Annotated in this window: 13 protein-coding genes; 7 read left to right on the top strand and 6 right to left on the bottom strand. The window is 62.0% G+C overall.

Annotation, left to right across the window (positions count from 1 at the left end):
• The first annotated feature begins 129 nt into the window (after nucleotides 1–129).
• The gene (locus ACSBM8_RS09190; RefSeq protein ID WP_442681317.1) at nucleotides 130–363 is read left to right on the top strand and encodes a hypothetical protein; all 234 of its coding nucleotides are present in this window, start codon (nucleotides 130–132) and stop codon (nucleotides 361–363) included.
• A 23-nt stretch (nucleotides 364–386) separates the two neighbouring features.
• Here ACSBM8_RS09190 and ACSBM8_RS09185 read toward each other — a convergent pair whose 3' ends face one another.
• Both ACSBM8_RS09185 and ACSBM8_RS09180 read right to left on the bottom strand, forming a co-directional pair.
• Nucleotides 387–1,715: a glycoside hydrolase family 130 protein gene (locus tag ACSBM8_RS09185; protein ID WP_442681316.1), complete on the bottom strand. Its 1,329-nt coding sequence runs from the start codon at nucleotides 1,713–1,715 to the stop codon at nucleotides 387–389.
• 69 nt (nucleotides 1,716–1,784) lie between these two features.
• Nucleotides 1,785–4,067, bottom strand: coding sequence for a glycosyltransferase (locus ACSBM8_RS09180; protein WP_442681315.1), 2,283 nt, complete (start codon nucleotides 4,065–4,067; stop codon nucleotides 1,785–1,787).
• A 259-nt stretch (nucleotides 4,068–4,326) separates the two neighbouring features.
• On the opposite strand from ACSBM8_RS09180, the gene ACSBM8_RS09175 reads away from it, so the two are divergent.
• The 6 genes from ACSBM8_RS09175 (at nucleotide 4,327) to ACSBM8_RS09150 (ending at nucleotide 11,319) form a co-directional block, all read left to right on the top strand.
• On the top strand, nucleotides 4,327–4,563 hold the full coding sequence (locus tag ACSBM8_RS09175) for a hypothetical protein (protein ID WP_442681314.1): 237 nt from the start codon (nucleotides 4,327–4,329) through the stop codon (nucleotides 4,561–4,563).
• 126 nt (nucleotides 4,564–4,689) lie between these two features.
• Entirely contained in the window at nucleotides 4,690–6,135 is a 1,446-nt protein-coding gene (cysS, locus tag ACSBM8_RS09170) for a cysteine--tRNA ligase (protein WP_442681313.1), read from the top strand.
• 85 nt (nucleotides 6,136–6,220) lie between these two features.
• Nucleotides 6,221–7,594, top strand: coding sequence for a class II 3-deoxy-7-phosphoheptulonate synthase (locus ACSBM8_RS09165; protein ID WP_442681542.1), 1,374 nt, complete (start codon nucleotides 6,221–6,223; stop codon nucleotides 7,592–7,594).
• Between the two features lie 106 nt (nucleotides 7,595–7,700).
• The gene (locus ACSBM8_RS09160) at nucleotides 7,701–9,185 is read left to right on the top strand and encodes an ATPase domain-containing protein (protein ID WP_442681312.1); all 1,485 of its coding nucleotides are present in this window, start codon (nucleotides 7,701–7,703) and stop codon (nucleotides 9,183–9,185) included.
• A 73-nt stretch (nucleotides 9,186–9,258) separates the two neighbouring features.
• Nucleotides 9,259–10,860, top strand: a complete 1,602-nt coding sequence (locus ACSBM8_RS09155; RefSeq protein ID WP_442681311.1) for a response regulator — start codon at nucleotides 9,259–9,261, stop codon at nucleotides 10,858–10,860.
• A gap of 72 nt (nucleotides 10,861–10,932) precedes the next feature.
• A complete protein-coding gene (locus ACSBM8_RS09150) occupies nucleotides 10,933–11,319 on the top strand; it encodes a hypothetical protein (RefSeq protein ID WP_442681310.1) in 387 nt (128 codons plus the stop codon).
• Between the two features lie 24 nt (nucleotides 11,320–11,343).
• On the opposite strand, the gene ACSBM8_RS09145 is transcribed toward ACSBM8_RS09150, so the two are convergent.
• From ACSBM8_RS09145 to ACSBM8_RS09130, 4 genes are all read right to left on the bottom strand, one after another.
• The gene (locus ACSBM8_RS09145; RefSeq protein WP_442681309.1) at nucleotides 11,344–12,471 is read right to left on the bottom strand and encodes an L-dopachrome tautomerase-related protein; all 1,128 of its coding nucleotides are present in this window, start codon (nucleotides 12,469–12,471) and stop codon (nucleotides 11,344–11,346) included.
• A 133-nt stretch (nucleotides 12,472–12,604) separates the two neighbouring features.
• The gene (locus tag ACSBM8_RS09140) at nucleotides 12,605–13,384 is read right to left on the bottom strand and encodes an SDR family oxidoreductase (protein WP_442681308.1); all 780 of its coding nucleotides are present in this window, start codon (nucleotides 13,382–13,384) and stop codon (nucleotides 12,605–12,607) included.
• Nucleotides 13,385–13,568: 184 nt separating this feature from the next.
• Nucleotides 13,569–15,830: a TonB-dependent receptor gene (locus ACSBM8_RS09135; protein ID WP_442681541.1), complete on the bottom strand. Its 2,262-nt coding sequence runs from the start codon at nucleotides 15,828–15,830 to the stop codon at nucleotides 13,569–13,571.
• A 236-nt stretch (nucleotides 15,831–16,066) separates the two neighbouring features.
• Complete coding sequence (locus tag ACSBM8_RS09130) at nucleotides 16,067–16,264, bottom strand: hypothetical protein (protein WP_442681307.1); 198 nt, start codon at nucleotides 16,262–16,264, stop codon at nucleotides 16,067–16,069.

The raw sequence follows: 16,264 nt of genomic DNA, 5'->3' as shown, positions 1-16,264 counted from the left end.
CCACATGTTCGCAAAAATACCGCGCCCACAGCAAAACCAGGCTCTGCCTAACAGTTGGAAGGTCTTGGCACGGTCCGTGCATAGTCTGCCTCGTGAGCGGGACGCCCCGCACCGAAGCAGGAAGAGCCAATGACGACGCAGACCACCCCGCAGCAAGATAACCTCCTCGGCATCTGCCATGCCCTGGGGGAGACATTCGGTTTTAACCCACTCTATCTGCGGCTCGCACTCCTGCCGCCGCTGGTCATTGTCCCGCAGATCACCCTGCTCGCTTATGCGGCAGCCGGGGTGGCCGTGCTGGTCTCCAAGCTGCTTATTCGCAGCAGGACGAAGCGGGCCTTGACCGTACTCGTCAACGCATAAGCGGGCCGATTGCCGCGCCTGAATCAGCGCATCGCGGACAGCAGGCTTTCGATCGAAACGAAAGCGAATGCCACCGAGCTGTCCGCAACTCCATAAGGCAGGAAAATCAGGTCGCCGTGCCGCATGCCGCCACAACTATAGACCACGTTGGGAACATAGCCCTCCCGGTCCTCGTCCGCCGGCGAGAGCAAAGGTTGGCTCATCCGCCCGATCACCTTGGACGGATCTTCCTTGTCCAGCAGGATCGCGCCGACCGAATATTTGCGCATCGCGCCCACGCCGTGGGTGAGCAGCAGCCAACCCTCTTCGAGTTCGATGGGCGAGCCGCAATTGCCCAGCTGCACCATTTCCCAAGTGAATTGCGGCGTGAGCAACAGCTCGCCCTCACCCCAGAAATCGAGACGGTCGGACCGTAGCAGGAAGACATTCTCGCCATCCTGCCGGCCGATCATCATATATTCGCCGCCCACCTTGCGCGGGAATAAGGCCATGCCCTTGTTACGTGCCGCAGGGCCGCCCATCGGCGAGAGAGTAAAGGTCCGGAAGTCGCGGGTACGCAGCAGTTCGGATCGGATGGCCGCGCCATTATACGCCGTATAGGTGCCGATCCATTCGCGGCTGCCATCCTCATGCATGAACTCGACGAGCCGCATGTCCTCCAGTCCCTTGGACTGTGCCGCGGTCATCGGGAACAATACCGTACCCGAAAGCGAACTGTCCGGATGGCGATGGACTTCGATTGCGCCATTGCCCGCCTCGCCCGCCCCATCGGCGGCCGTCGCGAAGGGCGGTTCGGGCATCAGCTCGACCACCGGTCCCGGGCCGAGAATGCCCTCACGGAAGGATACGGAGGAGATGTGCCCCTCGCCCACCGCGCGCAGCGACATGGCGATGCGGACGGCGCCGCGCGAAAGACCGCTCTGGTCGGGGTGTGGCACCACGCTTGGGTTCATCAAGGCGGCTGCGGCATAGCTATATTCGTGACAGAAATAAGCGCCGATTAGCTGCTGCTTGATCTCCGATATCTCCGCGGAGTTCAGGCTGAGCGCGCTCTGAATTTGCGCATAGCGGCTCATAAAAACCGAGCGCGTCTGCCAGTGCCGCGCCTCGAAATCGCGCAAGACCAGCTCCAGCTCGATCTCGGCCATTTCCTCATCGAGTTCGAGCACCGATTCGACGATGCGGCGCACACGGCCGGGCCGGCCCGCTGAGCTGCTGGCCTCGATCGGGATATGGAAAGGACGCACCACAACCCGCGCAGGGTCCGCTGACAGTCGCAGTGGAGCGTGAATCACATCGAGCAAACGGCACCCCGGCGATTGTCTTGAAGCAGTGCCGGAACCCCCCGGCATCTGGGGGCCTTATTCCGGCACTGGGCGGGCAAATAAACCCCAATTCGACAGCGGTTCACCGCATCGACGTTATGCGCGCAAATTATTCTGCACTTCTGAAGGCCGGCTATCCGCATTTGTAGCGGCCTTGGACATGGCTGCGCACGCAAACTGGAACGCCAGGATCGATTCTGCGCCCTGGTTCAGGTTGACGCGATCGCTCATCAATCCATCGAAACATCCACCGTCGGCGACCGTGGCGATGGGCAGATTCAGATCATTTTCGCCAAGATACCAGCCATGTGCGCGCCAGGCTGCATCAAGCCAACGTGCCTGCCCGGTCAGCTGATGCGCGAACATCATGGCGTCCACGGTGGCCCAGGCCTCCAGTGGCTGCTGATCGAAAGGAAGCGGATCGGCATAAGGCCTGCCGAAGCTGTCGCTACCGACGGCGCGGAACTGCCCCTCGCCATTCGTCTGCTTGACGTCCAGCCAATCGAGCGCGGCAAGCCCCTCTTCGATCATGGCATGGTCGCCCAGGAGATCGCCGGCACGGAGCAAGGCTTCCGGAAGGCGGGCATTGTCATAGGCCAGAACCGATTCGAACCAGACCCAGCCATCCCGACGCTCGCGTCGCACCTGCTCAAGCAGGCGGCTGCCGAATTCGCGCACCAACTGGCGCGCGATCGGGTGATCCCGATGCTGGCGCAGAACGGCTTCCGCGCCGAGGAGCGCGAATGCCCAGGTCCGGGGACTGCCGAGCTCAAGCGAATGCGGAGCAACCTGATTGAACAGGTTCAGCGCCCAGCGCCGCATATTCGGGTCGCGCGCCTCGGCTGCGGTGGCGCCAATCGTCCAGAGCGAGCGCCCGAAACTGTCTTCTGATCCCTCGTCTTCCAGCCACTGCCGGTCGAAGCCCATGAAGTTCCGGAAGCGACCGATATCGCCATTCCAGGCATGCTGGACAAACGCGCCATAGATCGTTGCGAGCTGATCGGCCCGCTCTTCATCTTCGCCTTCGATACGATGCATCAGCATGAGCGCACGGCAATTATCGTCGACGCAATACCCATGGTTGCGATCGGGCACTGCATAATTGGAATGCTGGATCATGCCCGTAGCGTCGGTCATCCGCTCAACCGCCTCTAACCGCGGCTTCACCGCGGTGCGGGACGGCGCGCGTGCGATCCGATGGATGCGCACCGGGCGCTTCGCGATCGCCTCCTCGCAGATGGTGACATAAGCCTGCGCCAGCGCGCTCCACAACATCGAGCGGCCGGCGGCATAGGCACGGCTTGCCATGCCGGCCAGTCGCGCAGGATCGTCCAGCAGCGTGATAATCTCTTCCGAAAACCGGCGGCTGTCGCCGAACGGAACCAGCACGCCCGTGCCGTCGGCGAGCAATTCTGCCGCATGCCAATATGGTGTGGATACGACGGGCTTGCCGAGCGCGACGGAATAAGAAAGCGTGCCGCTCGTGATCTGCGTCTCGGTCAAATAAGGCGTCACGTAAACATCTGCCGCCTGCAGATAATCCAGCAGCGCTTCCTGATCGAGGAATCCGTCGATGAACCGCACCGAGCTCGCGACGCCCAATTCCTCTGCCAGCGCCATCAGGCTTTCGCGATAGGCCTCGCCTTCGCGGGCGACGAGATGCGGATGCGTGGCACCCAGCACCACATAAAGCGATTCCGGATGGGCCGCGACGATCGCAGGCATGGCGCGGATCATCGTTTCGATGCCCTTGTTGGGCGACAGCAGACCGAAGGTCAGCAGCACGCGGCGACCGGCAAAGCCGAAGCGCGCCTGCATGCTGTCGGCGGGCACGAACGGCCGGTCCGGCACGCCGTGCGGCACGATAGCGATCTGCTGCGACGCAATCCCGTGCACGCGCATCAATATCTCGCGGCCCTTCTGGGCCATCACGATCAATTTCGAGGCACGGCGGGCCAGTGCTTCAATCACATTGCGCTGATCCGCGTTGGGATGCTCCAGCACGGTGTGAAGTGTCACGACGACCGGCGCCTCGACCCGATCGAGCAGCCGCAGCAACAATGCGCCGGCCGGTCCACCGAAAATTCCATATTCATGCTGCACCAGCACGACATCGGCACGACTGTCATTTATACGCTGCGCCGCAGCGCGATAATCAGAAAGCTCTTCCTGACGGATCGAGCAGGTGACCTCTTCGCCATATGCGTAGGAGCCACCCGGATCGGTCATCGCGTAGAGATCAAGATCAACTTTCGGGAAGGATGCGTGCAGGGCCCGGGAGACGTCACGCGTGAAGGTCGCGATACCGCACAACCGTGGCGGGCTATTGCCGATCAATGCAATCCGCTTGATCCTAGTCGCGCCAATGGTCGCTGCCATCTTGTCCTCTTTTCCGTCCGATGCCCCACCTTGACTTAGGCCGCGCGGCGAATGCCGATCCGCGCCTTGAAGATGGTGTTTATGAATAAATCTTCAACTACCAAAAGGTTGCACCCTGGCTGTTGCGACGCAACAAAACGGGACGGGCTGGGTTTGGAGGACGCTAAATTCAGCGTTGACGGGCAAAACCCGTACGCTAATGGAGCGGACGGGACGGCATTCGGGCCGGGCCCGGAATAAATTACGTGGAGCAGCTCGGATGAAGAAGGTTGTCTTTGTTCTCGCCGCTGCCGGCCTGATGTCTTTGGCCGCTTGCAGCAAGCAGACCCCGGCGGAAAACGCGACTGACGCGACCGCCAACGCCCTTGATAACGCGGGTGAGAATCTTGAAGATATGGCAGAGAACACGTCGAACGACACGGCTTCCGCTGCGCTCGACAACGCTGCTGACAATGCGCATGACGCCGCTGACGCGGTTGAAGCCAACAAGCAGTAATCTGCGCCACCTTCGGGTGGATGATTGATAGGAACGGGCGTCCGGCTTCGGGCGCCCGTTTTCTTTTGTGCTGCGCCGCGCACGCGGACGTGACGCGCAGCGGGTCGCGCGCTAACGAGCGGGGCGATGACCGGAACCCACCTCACCTTTTTCAATAGTCTGACCCGCAGCCTGGAGCCCTTCACGCCCGGGGACGGCCAGACCGCACGCATCTACAGCTGCGGGCCCACCGTTTATAATTTTGCCCATCTCGGCAATCTGCGCGCCTACATATTCACCGACACGCTGCGGCGAACGCTGATGCTGAAGGGCTATGCCGTCAATCACGTCATCAACATCACCGACGTGGGACACCTCACGTCCGATGCCGATGCGGGCGAGGATAAGATGGAGCTTGCCGCGGCCGGCCTTGGCAAAGACATATGGGAGGTCGCGGCTTTCTACACAGCGGCGTTCAAGCAGAATTTGGCGGATCTCAATATCCTCGATCCCAGCCGCTGGTCCGTCGCCACCGATCATATCGCCGACATGATCGCGTTCGCCGAGCGTATCGCACCATCGCACTGCTACGAAATCGAGAGCGGCCTGTATTTCGACGTAAAGACCGTCCCGGATTATGGGCGCCTTGCCCGTGCGGTATCGGATGAGGGCGAGAGCCGGCTCGATCCGGTATCCGGTAAGCGAAACCCGCAGGATTTTGCGATCTGGCGGAAATCCCCTGCCGGCGAGCAACGTCAGATGGAATGGGATTCACCCTGGGGGCGCGGCGCACCGGGCTGGCATCTGGAATGCTCCGTCATGAGCCTCAAATATCTCGGCCCGGAGCCGTTCGACATTCACACCGGCGGCATCGATCACCGCGAAATTCATCATCCGAACGAGATTGCTCAGAACCAGGCTTATTGCGGATGCACCACGGATCAGCCCGGCTTCACCGGCGCGCGCTTCTGGATGCATAACAACTTTCTGGTCGATCGTTCGGGAAAGATGTCCAAATCAGGCGGCGGGTTTACCACGCTGCAATCGCTGATTGACGCGGGCGTGCACCCCCTCGCCTACCGCTTATTGTGCCTGACGGCGCATTATCGGTCAGAACTGGAATTCAGCGCCGATGCCGTGACAGCCGCCCTCACCCGGCTCAAACGGCTGGTGATGGCCGTGGAAAAGATCGGGGCCGATGAAGGGAGCGCCGATGCGCGTTACCTGGCGCGGCTCGACGCGGCGCTCTCCGACGATTTGAATACGCCGATCGCTCTGGTCGCGCTGGAGGAGCTGCTTGCCGATCGCGCCATTGCGCCGGCGGATCGCCGGGCTACCCTGTTGCTGTTCGATCAGGCGCTCGGCCTCGATCTTGCCAGCCTTTCCCGCGCCGCGCTGCGGGTGCGGCCGGCCGATGCTGCGCTCACGGTAGACGAGATCGAACAGCAGCTCGACGCCCGCAAAGCCGCGCGCGCCGCCAAGGATTTCGCGCGTTCCGACCTGATCCGTGACACGCTGGTCGCACAGGGGGTCGATGTCATGGACGGCGACGCTCTGCGGTGGGATTGGCGGGTTGCCCTGGCGGCGTCGTAACAACTCAACCTGCATCTACCCCAAGTAGGCTTATCCTTGCCAAGTGGCGCCCCATACGCGAAATGCGGCGCGAGGATTGATGACCATGGCAACAAACTGGACCCCCGACAGCTGGCGCAAGCATGAGGCGCGACAGCTTCCCAATTATCCCGATCCGCAGGCATTGGCCGCAGCGGAGACGGAACTGGGCCGTTATCCACCGCTCGTCTTTGCGGGCGAAGCGCGTGCGCTGACGGAAGATTTGGCTCAGGTTGCGGCGGGCAAGGCATTTCTGCTGCAGGGCGGCGATTGCGCGGAAAGTTTCGCGGAATTCCACCCGAACAACATCCGCGATACATTCCGCGTCATTCTGCAAATGGCGGTCGTGCTGACCTATGCCTCCAAGCTGCCGATCATCAAGGTCGGTCGGATGGCTGGCCAGTTCGCCAAACCGCGCTCGGCCGACATGGAAGAGATTGGCGGCATCAGCCTGCCCTCTTACCGCGGCGACAATGTGAACGACATCGCGTTCACGCCGGAGAGCCGGACGCCCAATCCTGAGCGGATGATCAAGGCCTATAGCCAGTCAGCCGCCACGCTGAACCTGCTGCGCGCCTTCGCCCAAGGCGGTTACGCCAATCTGCAGCAGGTCCATGCGTGGACGCTGGATTTCATGGGACGTTCGGCCTGGGCGGCACAATATCAGCAACTTGCCGACCGGATCGGCGAAGCGCTGAGCTTCATGGCGGCCTGCGGGGTCAACCCGGAAACCGTGCCGCAACTGCGCGGTACCAGCTTCTACACCAGCCATGAGGCCCTACTGCTGCAATATGAGCAGGCGCTGACCCGTCAGGACAGCCTGACCGGCGATTGGTACGACACCAGCGCGCATATGCTGTGGATCGGCGATCGCACGCGCTTCCTGGGGTCTGCGCATGTCGAATATCTGCGGGGTGTTCGCAATCCGATCGGCATCAAGTGCGGTCCCAGCCTTGAACCCGATACGCTCTTGCGCCTGCTGGATACGCTGGATCCCGCCCGACAGGCGGGCCGTATCACCCTGATCACGCGCTATGGCTACGACAAGATCGAGACGGGGCTGCCGGCGCTGGTCCGTGCGGTGAAGCGTGAGGGCCGCCCGGTGGTGTGGAGCTGCGATCCGATGCACGGCAACGTGGTCAAGGCCGCTAACGGGTTCAAAACGCGCCCGTTCGAGCGTATCCTGGCGGAAGTCCGCGGTTTCTTCGCGGTACATCGTGCGGAAGGTACGCATGGCGGCGGCATTCATGCCGAGATGACCGGGCAGAATGTTACAGAATGTACCGGCGGTGCGATTGCTGTGACGGAACAGGGTCTGGCCGATCGCTATCACACGCATTGCGATCCGCGCCTCAATGCGAGCCAGAGTATCGAGCTTGCCTTCCTGCTGGCTGAAATGCTCAATCAGGAAATGCGTGAGCGTGAGAAGGCTGCGGCCTGAGCTTCAGCTGGGAGTTGCTCCGGATCAATGGCCGGAGCATCGATTCCTGCCATATCGGCGGAGTGAACAACGCGCGGCTGCGCGCGTTGCCGATTGTGGGTAAGGAATGCGGGTGACGGATCCAGCAGAATTTGCATTGTTCGGCATCAAAGGGCTGGACGAGGTCACCAAGGGCCTCGCGCGTGCGCGCTTGTTCCTGCTCGAAGGCTCGCCCGGTACCGGCAAGACGACGATCGCAACGCAGTGGTTAATGGCTGGCGCGGAGGCGGGAGAGCGCTGCCTGTACGTCACGCTTTCGGAAACGGATGTGGAATTCCGGGCGGGTGCGGCTTCGCACGGCTGGTCGATGGAAGGCGTCGAAATATTCGAGCTGATCCCGCCCGAAAGCCTGCTCGATGAGGATCAGCAGCAAAGCCTGCTCTACTCGTCCGATCTCGAGCTTGGCGAGACGACCAAACGTATTTTCCAGAAGTTCGAAGCGCTGAAGCCGACGCGGATCGTCATCGATAGCCTGTCGGAAATACGACTCCTGGCGCAAAGTTCGTTGCGCTATCGCCGCCAGATCCTGGCGCTGAAACATTATTTCGCGCGGCATAATGCGACCGTGCTGATGCTGGATGACATGACGGCAGAGGCCAATGACCGGACGATGCACAGCATCGCGCACGGCGTATTCCGGCTGGAGGAATTGTCCCCGGATTATGGCTCCGAACGCCGGCGGATGCGTGTGGTCAAATATCGCGGCCAGAAATATCGTGGTGGCTATCACGACTTCGTGATCGACACCGGCGGCGTGCGCGTCTTCCCGCGTCTCGTGTCCGCCGAACATCGGACCCACTTCTCCCGCGAACCGGTCCCGACACTCTCGGCAGAGCTGGACGCCCTGTTGGGCGGCGGCGTCGAGCGAGGATCGAGCGTGCTGATCCTTGGCCCGTCAGGCACCGGCAAGTCGCTGATCACGCTCACCTTCGTGGTTGCCGCGATCGCGCGCGGCGAACGCGCTGCCATGTTCGTCTTCGACGAGGAATTGGGCCTGCTGTTCGATCGCGCCCTGGGTCTGGGCATCGATCTGCAGGCCTTGGCCGACAGCAAGCAGCTGATCATTGAGCAGGTGGACGCGGCCGAGCTCAGCCCGGGTGAGTTTTCGGAGCGCGTGCGCACCTCGGTCGAGGTCGAGAAGGCCAGCACGGTCGTGATCGACAGTCTCAATGGCTATCAGGCCGCGATGCCGGCTGAACAGGCGCTGGTGCTGCACATGCACGAATTGCTGCAATATCTGAACCGCCAGGGCGTATCGACCTTCCTGACCGTAGCGCAGCACGGTCTTGTCGGCGACATGAAGGCCCCCGTCGACGTCACCTATCTCGCCGATACCGTTATTCTGCTGCGCTATTTCGAGGCACTCGGCCGGGTTCGCCGGGCCATTTCGGTCATCAAAAAGCGGACCAGTGCCCATGAGGATACGATCCGGGAGTTCCGCATCGATCAGCGTGGTGTGACGCTGGGTAAGCCGCTGATCGGTTTCCAGGGTGTGCTGCGCGGCGTGCCTACCCTGGTGTCAAATCCGCAATCGACGCACGAACTGCCGTAGCTTGATACCGCATCTTTCAGAACGCGCGCTGATCCTTGCGCCCCAGGGCCGCGACGCATCGGTGGCGGCGTCGATGCTGGACGAAAAAGGCTTTTCCAGCCTGCCCTGCGCCACTGTCAGTCAATTCATCGGCGAGCTGGTGGAAGGCGCGGGCTTCGGTCTTATCACCGAAGAAGCGCTGCGTGACGCCGATCTCCACGCTTTGTCCTCCTGGATCGAGGCGCAGCCCGAATGGTCGGATTTTCCCTTCATCCTGCTGACGCAGCGCGGCGGCGGACTGGAGCGTAATCCCGCCGCCGGCCGCTATCTGACGATGCTGGGGAACGTTACCTTTCTTGAGCGTCCATTCCACCCAACGACCCTCATCAGTCTTGCGCAAGCGGCACGGCGGGGGCGGCGGCGGCAATATGAAGCGCGGGCACGTCTCGATCAATTACATGCACTTGCTGCCGAACTTGAACACCGAGTTGAGCAGCGCACGCAGGAGCGCGAGCTCGCCGTTCAACAGCTTCATGAGGCGCAGAAACTGGAGACGCTGGGTCAGCTTACCGGCGGGGTGGCGCACGATTTCAACAATCTGCTGACGCCCATTATCGGTGCGCTGGATCTGCTGCAGCGCAAAGTGTCGGGCAACGACGCGCGGATCGATCGGCTGATCGGCCATGCTCTGCAATCCGGTGAACGCGCGAAGACACTGGTGCAGCGCCTGCTTGGATTCGCGCGTCGCCAGGTGTTGCAGACCGGGCCGGTGGATCTGTGTGAGCTGCTGGAAGGGATGCGCGATCTTATCGCCAGCTCGGCCGGGTCGACGATCGAGCTGCGGCTCCATTGCGCCGCTGACATGCCGCGCGCGCTGGCCGATCCCAACCAGCTGGAGCTCGCGCTCCTCAATCTCTGCGTCAATGCACGCGACGCCATGCCGAATGGCGGGACGCTCACGGTCGCCGCCGAGCAGGTGCTGATCGATCCAGGCCATGACAGCAAGTTGGTACCCGGCCTCTACGCGCGGCTGTCGGTCGTCGATTCGGGCATCGGCATGGATGCGCCCACGCTTGCGCGCGCCGTGGAGCCCTTCTTCTCCACCAAGGAGACGGGGCGTGGAACGGGTCTGGGCCTGTCCATGGTTCATGGTCTGGCCGGTCAGCTTGGCGGCGCATTCGGTCTGTCCAGCAACCCTGGCAAGGGTACGCGCGCCGATCTGTACCTTCCCATTACCAATGAGCGCCGCGCCAAGGCGCCGGATCGTGCGGACCAGACGCTCGCGCCGCAGGTGCAGAAGCTGACCATCCTGTTTGTCGATGACGAGGAACTGGTTCGCAAAGGCACGGCCGAGATGATGCGTGATTTGGGTCACGACGTTATCGAAGCGAGCAGCGGCGAAGAAGCGTTGGGGGAATTGGCAAACGGGCTTCAGCCCGACGCGGTCATCACGGATTACAAGATGCCGCGCATGGATGGTGGCGAACTTGCCCGCCGCATTCGTCGCGAACGACCGCAGCTGCCGATCTTGCTTGTCACGGGCTATACGGGTGTTTCGGAACCGGTGCTGGACCTCCCCGTCCTCAACAAGCCGTTCAACCTGGTCGAACTCGCGGACGCGCTGAACCGATTGGGCAATAGCGACGGCAATGTGATATCCTTGCAAGGACATCGTGAACGACGTGCGCCGCGTTAAAACGCTGCCAGGTCCCTTGTTCAGCCGTAGGACATCTGTCTCCGGCTTAGTCTTGCGCCAAGAAGGATGATAATGAAGATCTTCCGTCCGGCCTTTTTCATGCTCCTGCCGATGGCGACGCCGTTGCTGGCGCAATCGCCCCCCGAGCCGGTGGAGGCGCCCTTCTTCTCGGGAACGATACCGGCTGACCCATCCGTCCCGGGTACGGTGCGGCTTTCGCCGGAGGACCGGGAAGCTGCGCTGGAATATGGCGCATCACATCCCGATCGCGCGATCGACGATGGGGTTGCCCCCGATGGCCGCATCCACGGGGAAGTCGGCGTCGCCGTCGGCACGGGCGGCTATCGCTCTACCTATGGCAGTGCGGTGGTGCCTTTGGGAGAAACCGGGACGGCCGCATTCTCCTTCCAGACCGACCGTAGCAAGTTCCGGCGCCGCGACTTCACGCCCGACCAATAGGCCGTCCTTAGCGGGCGCCTTTCATCAGGTATCGCTCGTGTCGTCGGGCAGGAATGTGAATAGCGATGTGCGGATCGATGCAGGCGCCCCCGGCGTGAACCACGCCGTGTCCTGAATGTGACTGGCCGTAACATACATCCGCCCGTCCGGCCCTTCCGAGAAGGTGTCGGGCCAGCGCAGACGCCGATCCGTCAGGACGATTTCCGTCCTGTCACCGTCGAGCCGGGTGATCGAATTATCCGTGGGCGATGTCAGATACAGGACGTCATTCCGGCTCATCCACAATCCATCTGCCACATGCGTATGCGCAACTGTTTCAACAGCGGCAGCTCTTGCCGCTTCGGATACGTCCCGCTGCAGTTTGTCTGTTGCGATTGCGTACAGGGTTTCGCCGGTAAGCGCTTGATAGAATAATGTCTTCCCATCGTTGGAAAGCGCAATGCCGTCGGCGGAAAACATGGGCTGACGTCCATCCGGGCGGACCAGGGGCTTGCCGTCGATGATGACGTCCACGGATTTATCGACCTGCGTCGAGACATGACCGTCCAGAGCGCGCCAGCTTTCGCCGCTCGCCAAATTCACGACGATGATCGCGCCTCGCGTGCCGCTATCCGTAATGTAGCCCAGCTTGCCGTCCGGCGAGAAGCGGATGTCGTTGAGGTAGCTCCCCTGTAGCGCCACTTCCTCTGGCACGGCGATGACCTTGGTGACGCGATCGCGGGCGAGGTCGATCTTCACCAGCTTGGGCGCGCCGGGCAATATCTTCTCATTGCCGGGGGCACCGGGATCGAGCACCCACAGATTACCGCGCCCGTCGGGCACGATCGACTGAACGCAGACGAAATGCTTCTCGACCGGCATCTTGGCGGCCTTCGCATTGCGCCAGCTGTTCCACTGCGCATTCGGATAAGGCTGCACCGTGCCATCCGGCAGCAATTCGCCTACCGAAATCGGCGCATCATCGGTCCAGCGCGGAAAATTGACGAAGATCCGCCCATCCTCTGTGGCCGCGACCCCGGTGACCTGATGGTCGAAATCCGCCACCCATTTCAGCGGCCCGCGGGCGCGCGCCAGCGCCGCGCTGCCGGCAAAGCCGCCGGCTACGGCCAGACCAACGCCCAGCCCGCCCAGCATCCAGAAATTCTTCTTCATGGTCATTCCTTCGTTCAGGCGGCGCGGCCCGCCGACATCTTGAACGCTAGAACAAAGCGCTGCCGGATCGGTTCAGGAAAAGCAGCAATTTGCGCCGCTTAGCCTCACTCCGACCCGTTTGGGCACCGTGCGATCACAGCACGCCCGGAAAGGCACCGCCGTCGATCAGGATATTCTGGCCCGTTATGTAGCCCGCCTGTGCCGAGCAGAGAAACGCGCAGGCCGCGCCGAATTCGTCCGGCTGCCCAAATCGTTTCGCGGGTATCCCATCCCGCCGCTGCGCCGCCGTCTCTTCGATAGAAAGACCGGTTTCCGCGGCGCGCTTGGCGATGAGGGCATGGATCCGCGCCGTATCGAAGGCTCCGGGCAAGAGCCCATTGATGGTTACATTGGCATAAGCGACCTGCCGCGCCACTCCGGCCAGGAAGCCCGTCAGCCCCAGTCGGGCACCGCTTGACAGGTCGAGGCCCTGCAGCGGCATCTTCACCGAGCCGGACGTGATGTTGACGATGCGTCCAAACCGGCGCTCGATCATGCCCGGGATGACCGCCTGGGCCAGCAGGATCGGCGTAAGCATGTTGGCCTCGACCCCTGCCAGCAGCTTGTCATGGTCCAGCGTAAGGAAGTCGGCCGCCGGCGGGCCGCCATTATTGTTGACCAGGATATCGACAGCGCCCGCAGCCGCCAGCAAGGCTTGGCGGCCGTCTTGCGTGCCGACATCGGCCGCGACCGGAACGACTGTCGCACCCGTCGCTTCAGCGATTTCACGGGCGACGCGCTCCAGCCGTTCTGCGTCACGCCCGTTGATGATCACGCGGGCACCCGCCGCTGCCAGTGCGGTGGCACATCCGCGTCCCAATCCCTGGCTCGATGCGCAGACCAACGCCGTTTTCCCGTCGATCCCAAGGTCCACGTCGCTCTCCTTCCGCCAGGGCCAGGACAGCCGCATACAACGTCTCCCCTCCCCGCGCGAGCGGCCGCGTTCCGCACAACAGCGCGATATTCAACCGTCCCGACAATAAGGCGGTAACGAAAACGGGCGGCGGCACCGAAGCACCGCCGCCCGCAATCTGCTCACGCCGTTGCCGGCAGGACCGTTAGAATTTACCGGAGACCGAGACGCCGATGATCCGCGGGTCGTTGTAGACCGCAGCCATATAATTCTCGATCACGCCCTTCAGGTTCTTCTCATTGGTGATGTTGCGCGCGAAGATCGCGATCTCGTAGGCGCCTTCATTGCCGCTATACCCGATCTTGGCGCCGCCTTCGAAATTACCCTTCGAGGTGAACTCCTTGGTCTTGTAGAGCACGTAGCTCGTATACCCCTGCACGTTCCAGTCGGTCGCAACGAAGATCCTGCTGCTTTCGCTCAGCGGCATGTCGTAACGTGCTGTGAAGTTGAGGTTATACTTCGGCGCCTGTGGCAGCGGATTGCCGTTGATCTGCGCGAAATAGGTCGTTCCCGTTCCTGTTCCGCGGGTGAAGAGCGGATCTTCGACGGTGCAGACCAACACACCGTTCAGGCTGCAGGCTTGCGCGTAGACGTTCTTGTCGTCGATGCGGGTATGCAGGTAGCTCGCGCCAGCGGTCAGCGTCAGGTTGCGGACCGGGCGCAGCTCGATGTCGCCTTCCAGACCATAAGCTTTTGCCTTGTCTGCGTTGAACAACACACCGTTGCCGTTCGTGTCGTTGCCGTTCAGCTGAATATCCTTGACCGTATAGGCGAAGGCGGTCGCATTCAGGCGAAGCCGATTGTCCCACAGGCTGCTCTTGAAGCCGGCTTCGAACGACGTGTTCTTTTCCGAATTTGCCGTGGTGAAATCGGCGTTGAAGACGGCCGAACGACCCTGAATGGTCGGCCCGCGGAAGCCCCGCGCGGCCCGTGCATAGACGCTGACGTTCGGGTCAATCTTGTAGAGCAGACTGGCGTCCCAGCTCGGCTCCTTGTCCGACAAGCGCACATAGCGGCGACCGGTGTACGTCACCACTCCGGCAGCCGTATCCGCCGTCTTGAGCAGGCGGGTGCTCTTGGTATCCTTGGTTTCGCGCGCGCCGGCAGTGACCGTCAGCTTGTCGGTGATGTCATAGCTGACCTGGCCGAAAATGCCCCACGACGTGTTGATGTTGTGAAGACGAACCCAATTGTTCGGGTTGCGCGCTGCCGTCGTAAGGAAATACCCACGCTGGTAGAAATCGGTCGTGTCTCGGCTGTCGAAATAGATGCCGCCGACCTGCCATTTGAAGCGATCCTGGCCGTTGCTGGCGAGGCGCACTTCCTGCGTCCACTGGTCCAGGTCGCGGATCTGACCCTGCGATTCACCGAACCCATTTGGCGCGCCGTTGAACGGGAAGTTCGCGGCGGCACCGCCATCCGTGTCGCCACGGCTGTAACCGGACGTCGTCTCATAGCCCGTGATCGACGTCAGCGTCGCGAAGTCGAAATCGTAGGAGACGTGGGCCGACGCACCATAGGTCTTGTAAGCCTGCGGATTGTTCTGCGCCTCGTCGTACGAAACTTCGTTGCGCGGGCCGACCGGCTTGTTCGATCCCTTCTTGATGTAACCGCGCTCGAACAAGGTTGCGGTGCCGTCATAGTCCCGGGCATGGCCGGACAGCAGAACCGACAATTTGTCGGTCGGCGTGAACAGCAATTGCAGCCGCACGTCCTTTTCGTTGAAGCCGCCCATCGCGTTCTTCTTGGGCGTCACCGTGCCGTCGGCGCTTGCGCCCGTGAAGGTGTTGTCGACGTAATCGTCACGATGCTGGTACAGAGCCGACAGGCGGAAGGCGATCTTGTCCGCCACGATCGGGCCGCCGACGCCGCCGTCGAACGTGACCGTGTTGAAGCTGCCATAGGATGCCTGTGCCTGACCCTGGAAGGTCTGGGTTGGGCGGTTGGTATCGAACTTGATGATGCCCGCCGTGGTGTTGCGCCCGAACAGGGAGCCCTGTGGGCCGCGCAACACTTCGACCTGGCCAACGTCAAAGACCGGGTTCGACTTCAGCACGACATGCTCCAGCACGATATCGTCCTGGATGATCGACACCGGCTGGGATGCACCGAGATAGAAATCGATATTGCCGAGGCCGCGAATGTAGAAGCGCGGGAAGATGCGGCCGGTCGTCGATTCGACGTAAAGACTGGGCACGCGACCGGACAGCGAAAGCAACGTATCGTCGCCGCCGGCCGTGAAGGTGCGCTGATCCGCACCACTGATGACGCCTACCGAAACCGGCACATTCTGCAGATTTTCCGAACGGCGCTGGGCGGTGACCACCACCTCGCCCAGATTGTCGCTGGAGGCGGCGGCCGTTGCGGCAGGCGCATCCTGCGCGCCGGCAACGGTGGCGCACAGCATCGCGCCGATCGACGCGCCCAAAGCGAGCGCGGTTTTCTTACCAACGAAATTCAAACGGATTCCCCTTAGGTCGTGATTAATGGCCGGAAGCGCATGCACTGCCGGTCCGATTTGCTTCCCTCTCGCGTCTTGTTGGGGCGGACCTTCACGGTTCTTGCCCACAGTCGCGCTAGAAAATGATTGTGTCGCGTTCGTGACAGAAAGTTGCGCACAGCAACACATCGGAAATGAAGCGCTCAGCCCTCGATGAAGTCCAGATAGGCGACAACATCATTGCTGGTCTGAAGGAACAGGCCGGCTTGCACGTCTTCGGGCTGCGCCGCTGCCGCCGCCAGCGCGTCCATCAAGGATCCGTAGAGCAGGGTCGTTGCCGCCCCACCATCTTCATCGAGGTGGTACAACCGGACGGGGACATCGTCGGAAACCGTGCGCAT

Source organism: Sphingomonas sp. ASY06-1R (assembly GCF_052180265.1).
In the GTDB taxonomy this organism is placed as follows: domain Bacteria; phylum Pseudomonadota; class Alphaproteobacteria; order Sphingomonadales; family Sphingomonadaceae; genus Sphingomonas_I.
The sequence above is the reverse complement of the archived record's forward strand: the minus strand, read 5'-3'. Positions and strand labels throughout refer to the sequence as shown.

Coding starts and splice junctions, on each gene's coding strand:
- ACSBM8_RS09165 (WP_442681542.1), top strand. CDS start 6,221: ATGGCAACAAACTGGACCCCCGACAGCTGGCGCAAGCATGAGGCGCGA.
- ACSBM8_RS09160 (WP_442681312.1), top strand. CDS start 7,701: ATGCGGGTGACGGATCCAGCAGAATTTGCATTGTTCGGCATCAAAGGG.
- ACSBM8_RS09180 (WP_442681315.1), bottom strand. CDS start 4,067: ATGGCAGCGACCATTGGCGCGACTAGGATCAAGCGGATTGCATTGATC.
- ACSBM8_RS09190 (WP_442681317.1), top strand. CDS start 130: ATGACGACGCAGACCACCCCGCAGCAAGATAACCTCCTCGGCATCTGC.
- ACSBM8_RS09130 (WP_442681307.1), bottom strand. CDS start 16,264: ATGCGCACGGTTTCCGACGATGTCCCCGTCCGGTTGTACCACCTCGAT.
- ACSBM8_RS09175 (WP_442681314.1), top strand. CDS start 4,327: ATGAAGAAGGTTGTCTTTGTTCTCGCCGCTGCCGGCCTGATGTCTTTG.
- ACSBM8_RS09145 (WP_442681309.1), bottom strand. CDS start 12,471: ATGAAGAAGAATTTCTGGATGCTGGGCGGGCTGGGCGTTGGTCTGGCC.
- ACSBM8_RS09155 (WP_442681311.1), top strand. CDS start 9,259: ATGCTGGACGAAAAAGGCTTTTCCAGCCTGCCCTGCGCCACTGTCAGT.
- ACSBM8_RS09135 (WP_442681541.1), bottom strand. CDS start 15,830: ATGCTGTGCGCCACCGTTGCCGGCGCGCAGGATGCGCCTGCCGCAACG.
- ACSBM8_RS09185 (WP_442681316.1), bottom strand. CDS start 1,715: ATGCCGGGGGGTTCCGGCACTGCTTCAAGACAATCGCCGGGGTGCCGT.
- cysS (WP_442681313.1), top strand. CDS start 4,690: ATGACCGGAACCCACCTCACCTTTTTCAATAGTCTGACCCGCAGCCTG.
- ACSBM8_RS09150 (WP_442681310.1), top strand. CDS start 10,933: ATGAAGATCTTCCGTCCGGCCTTTTTCATGCTCCTGCCGATGGCGACG.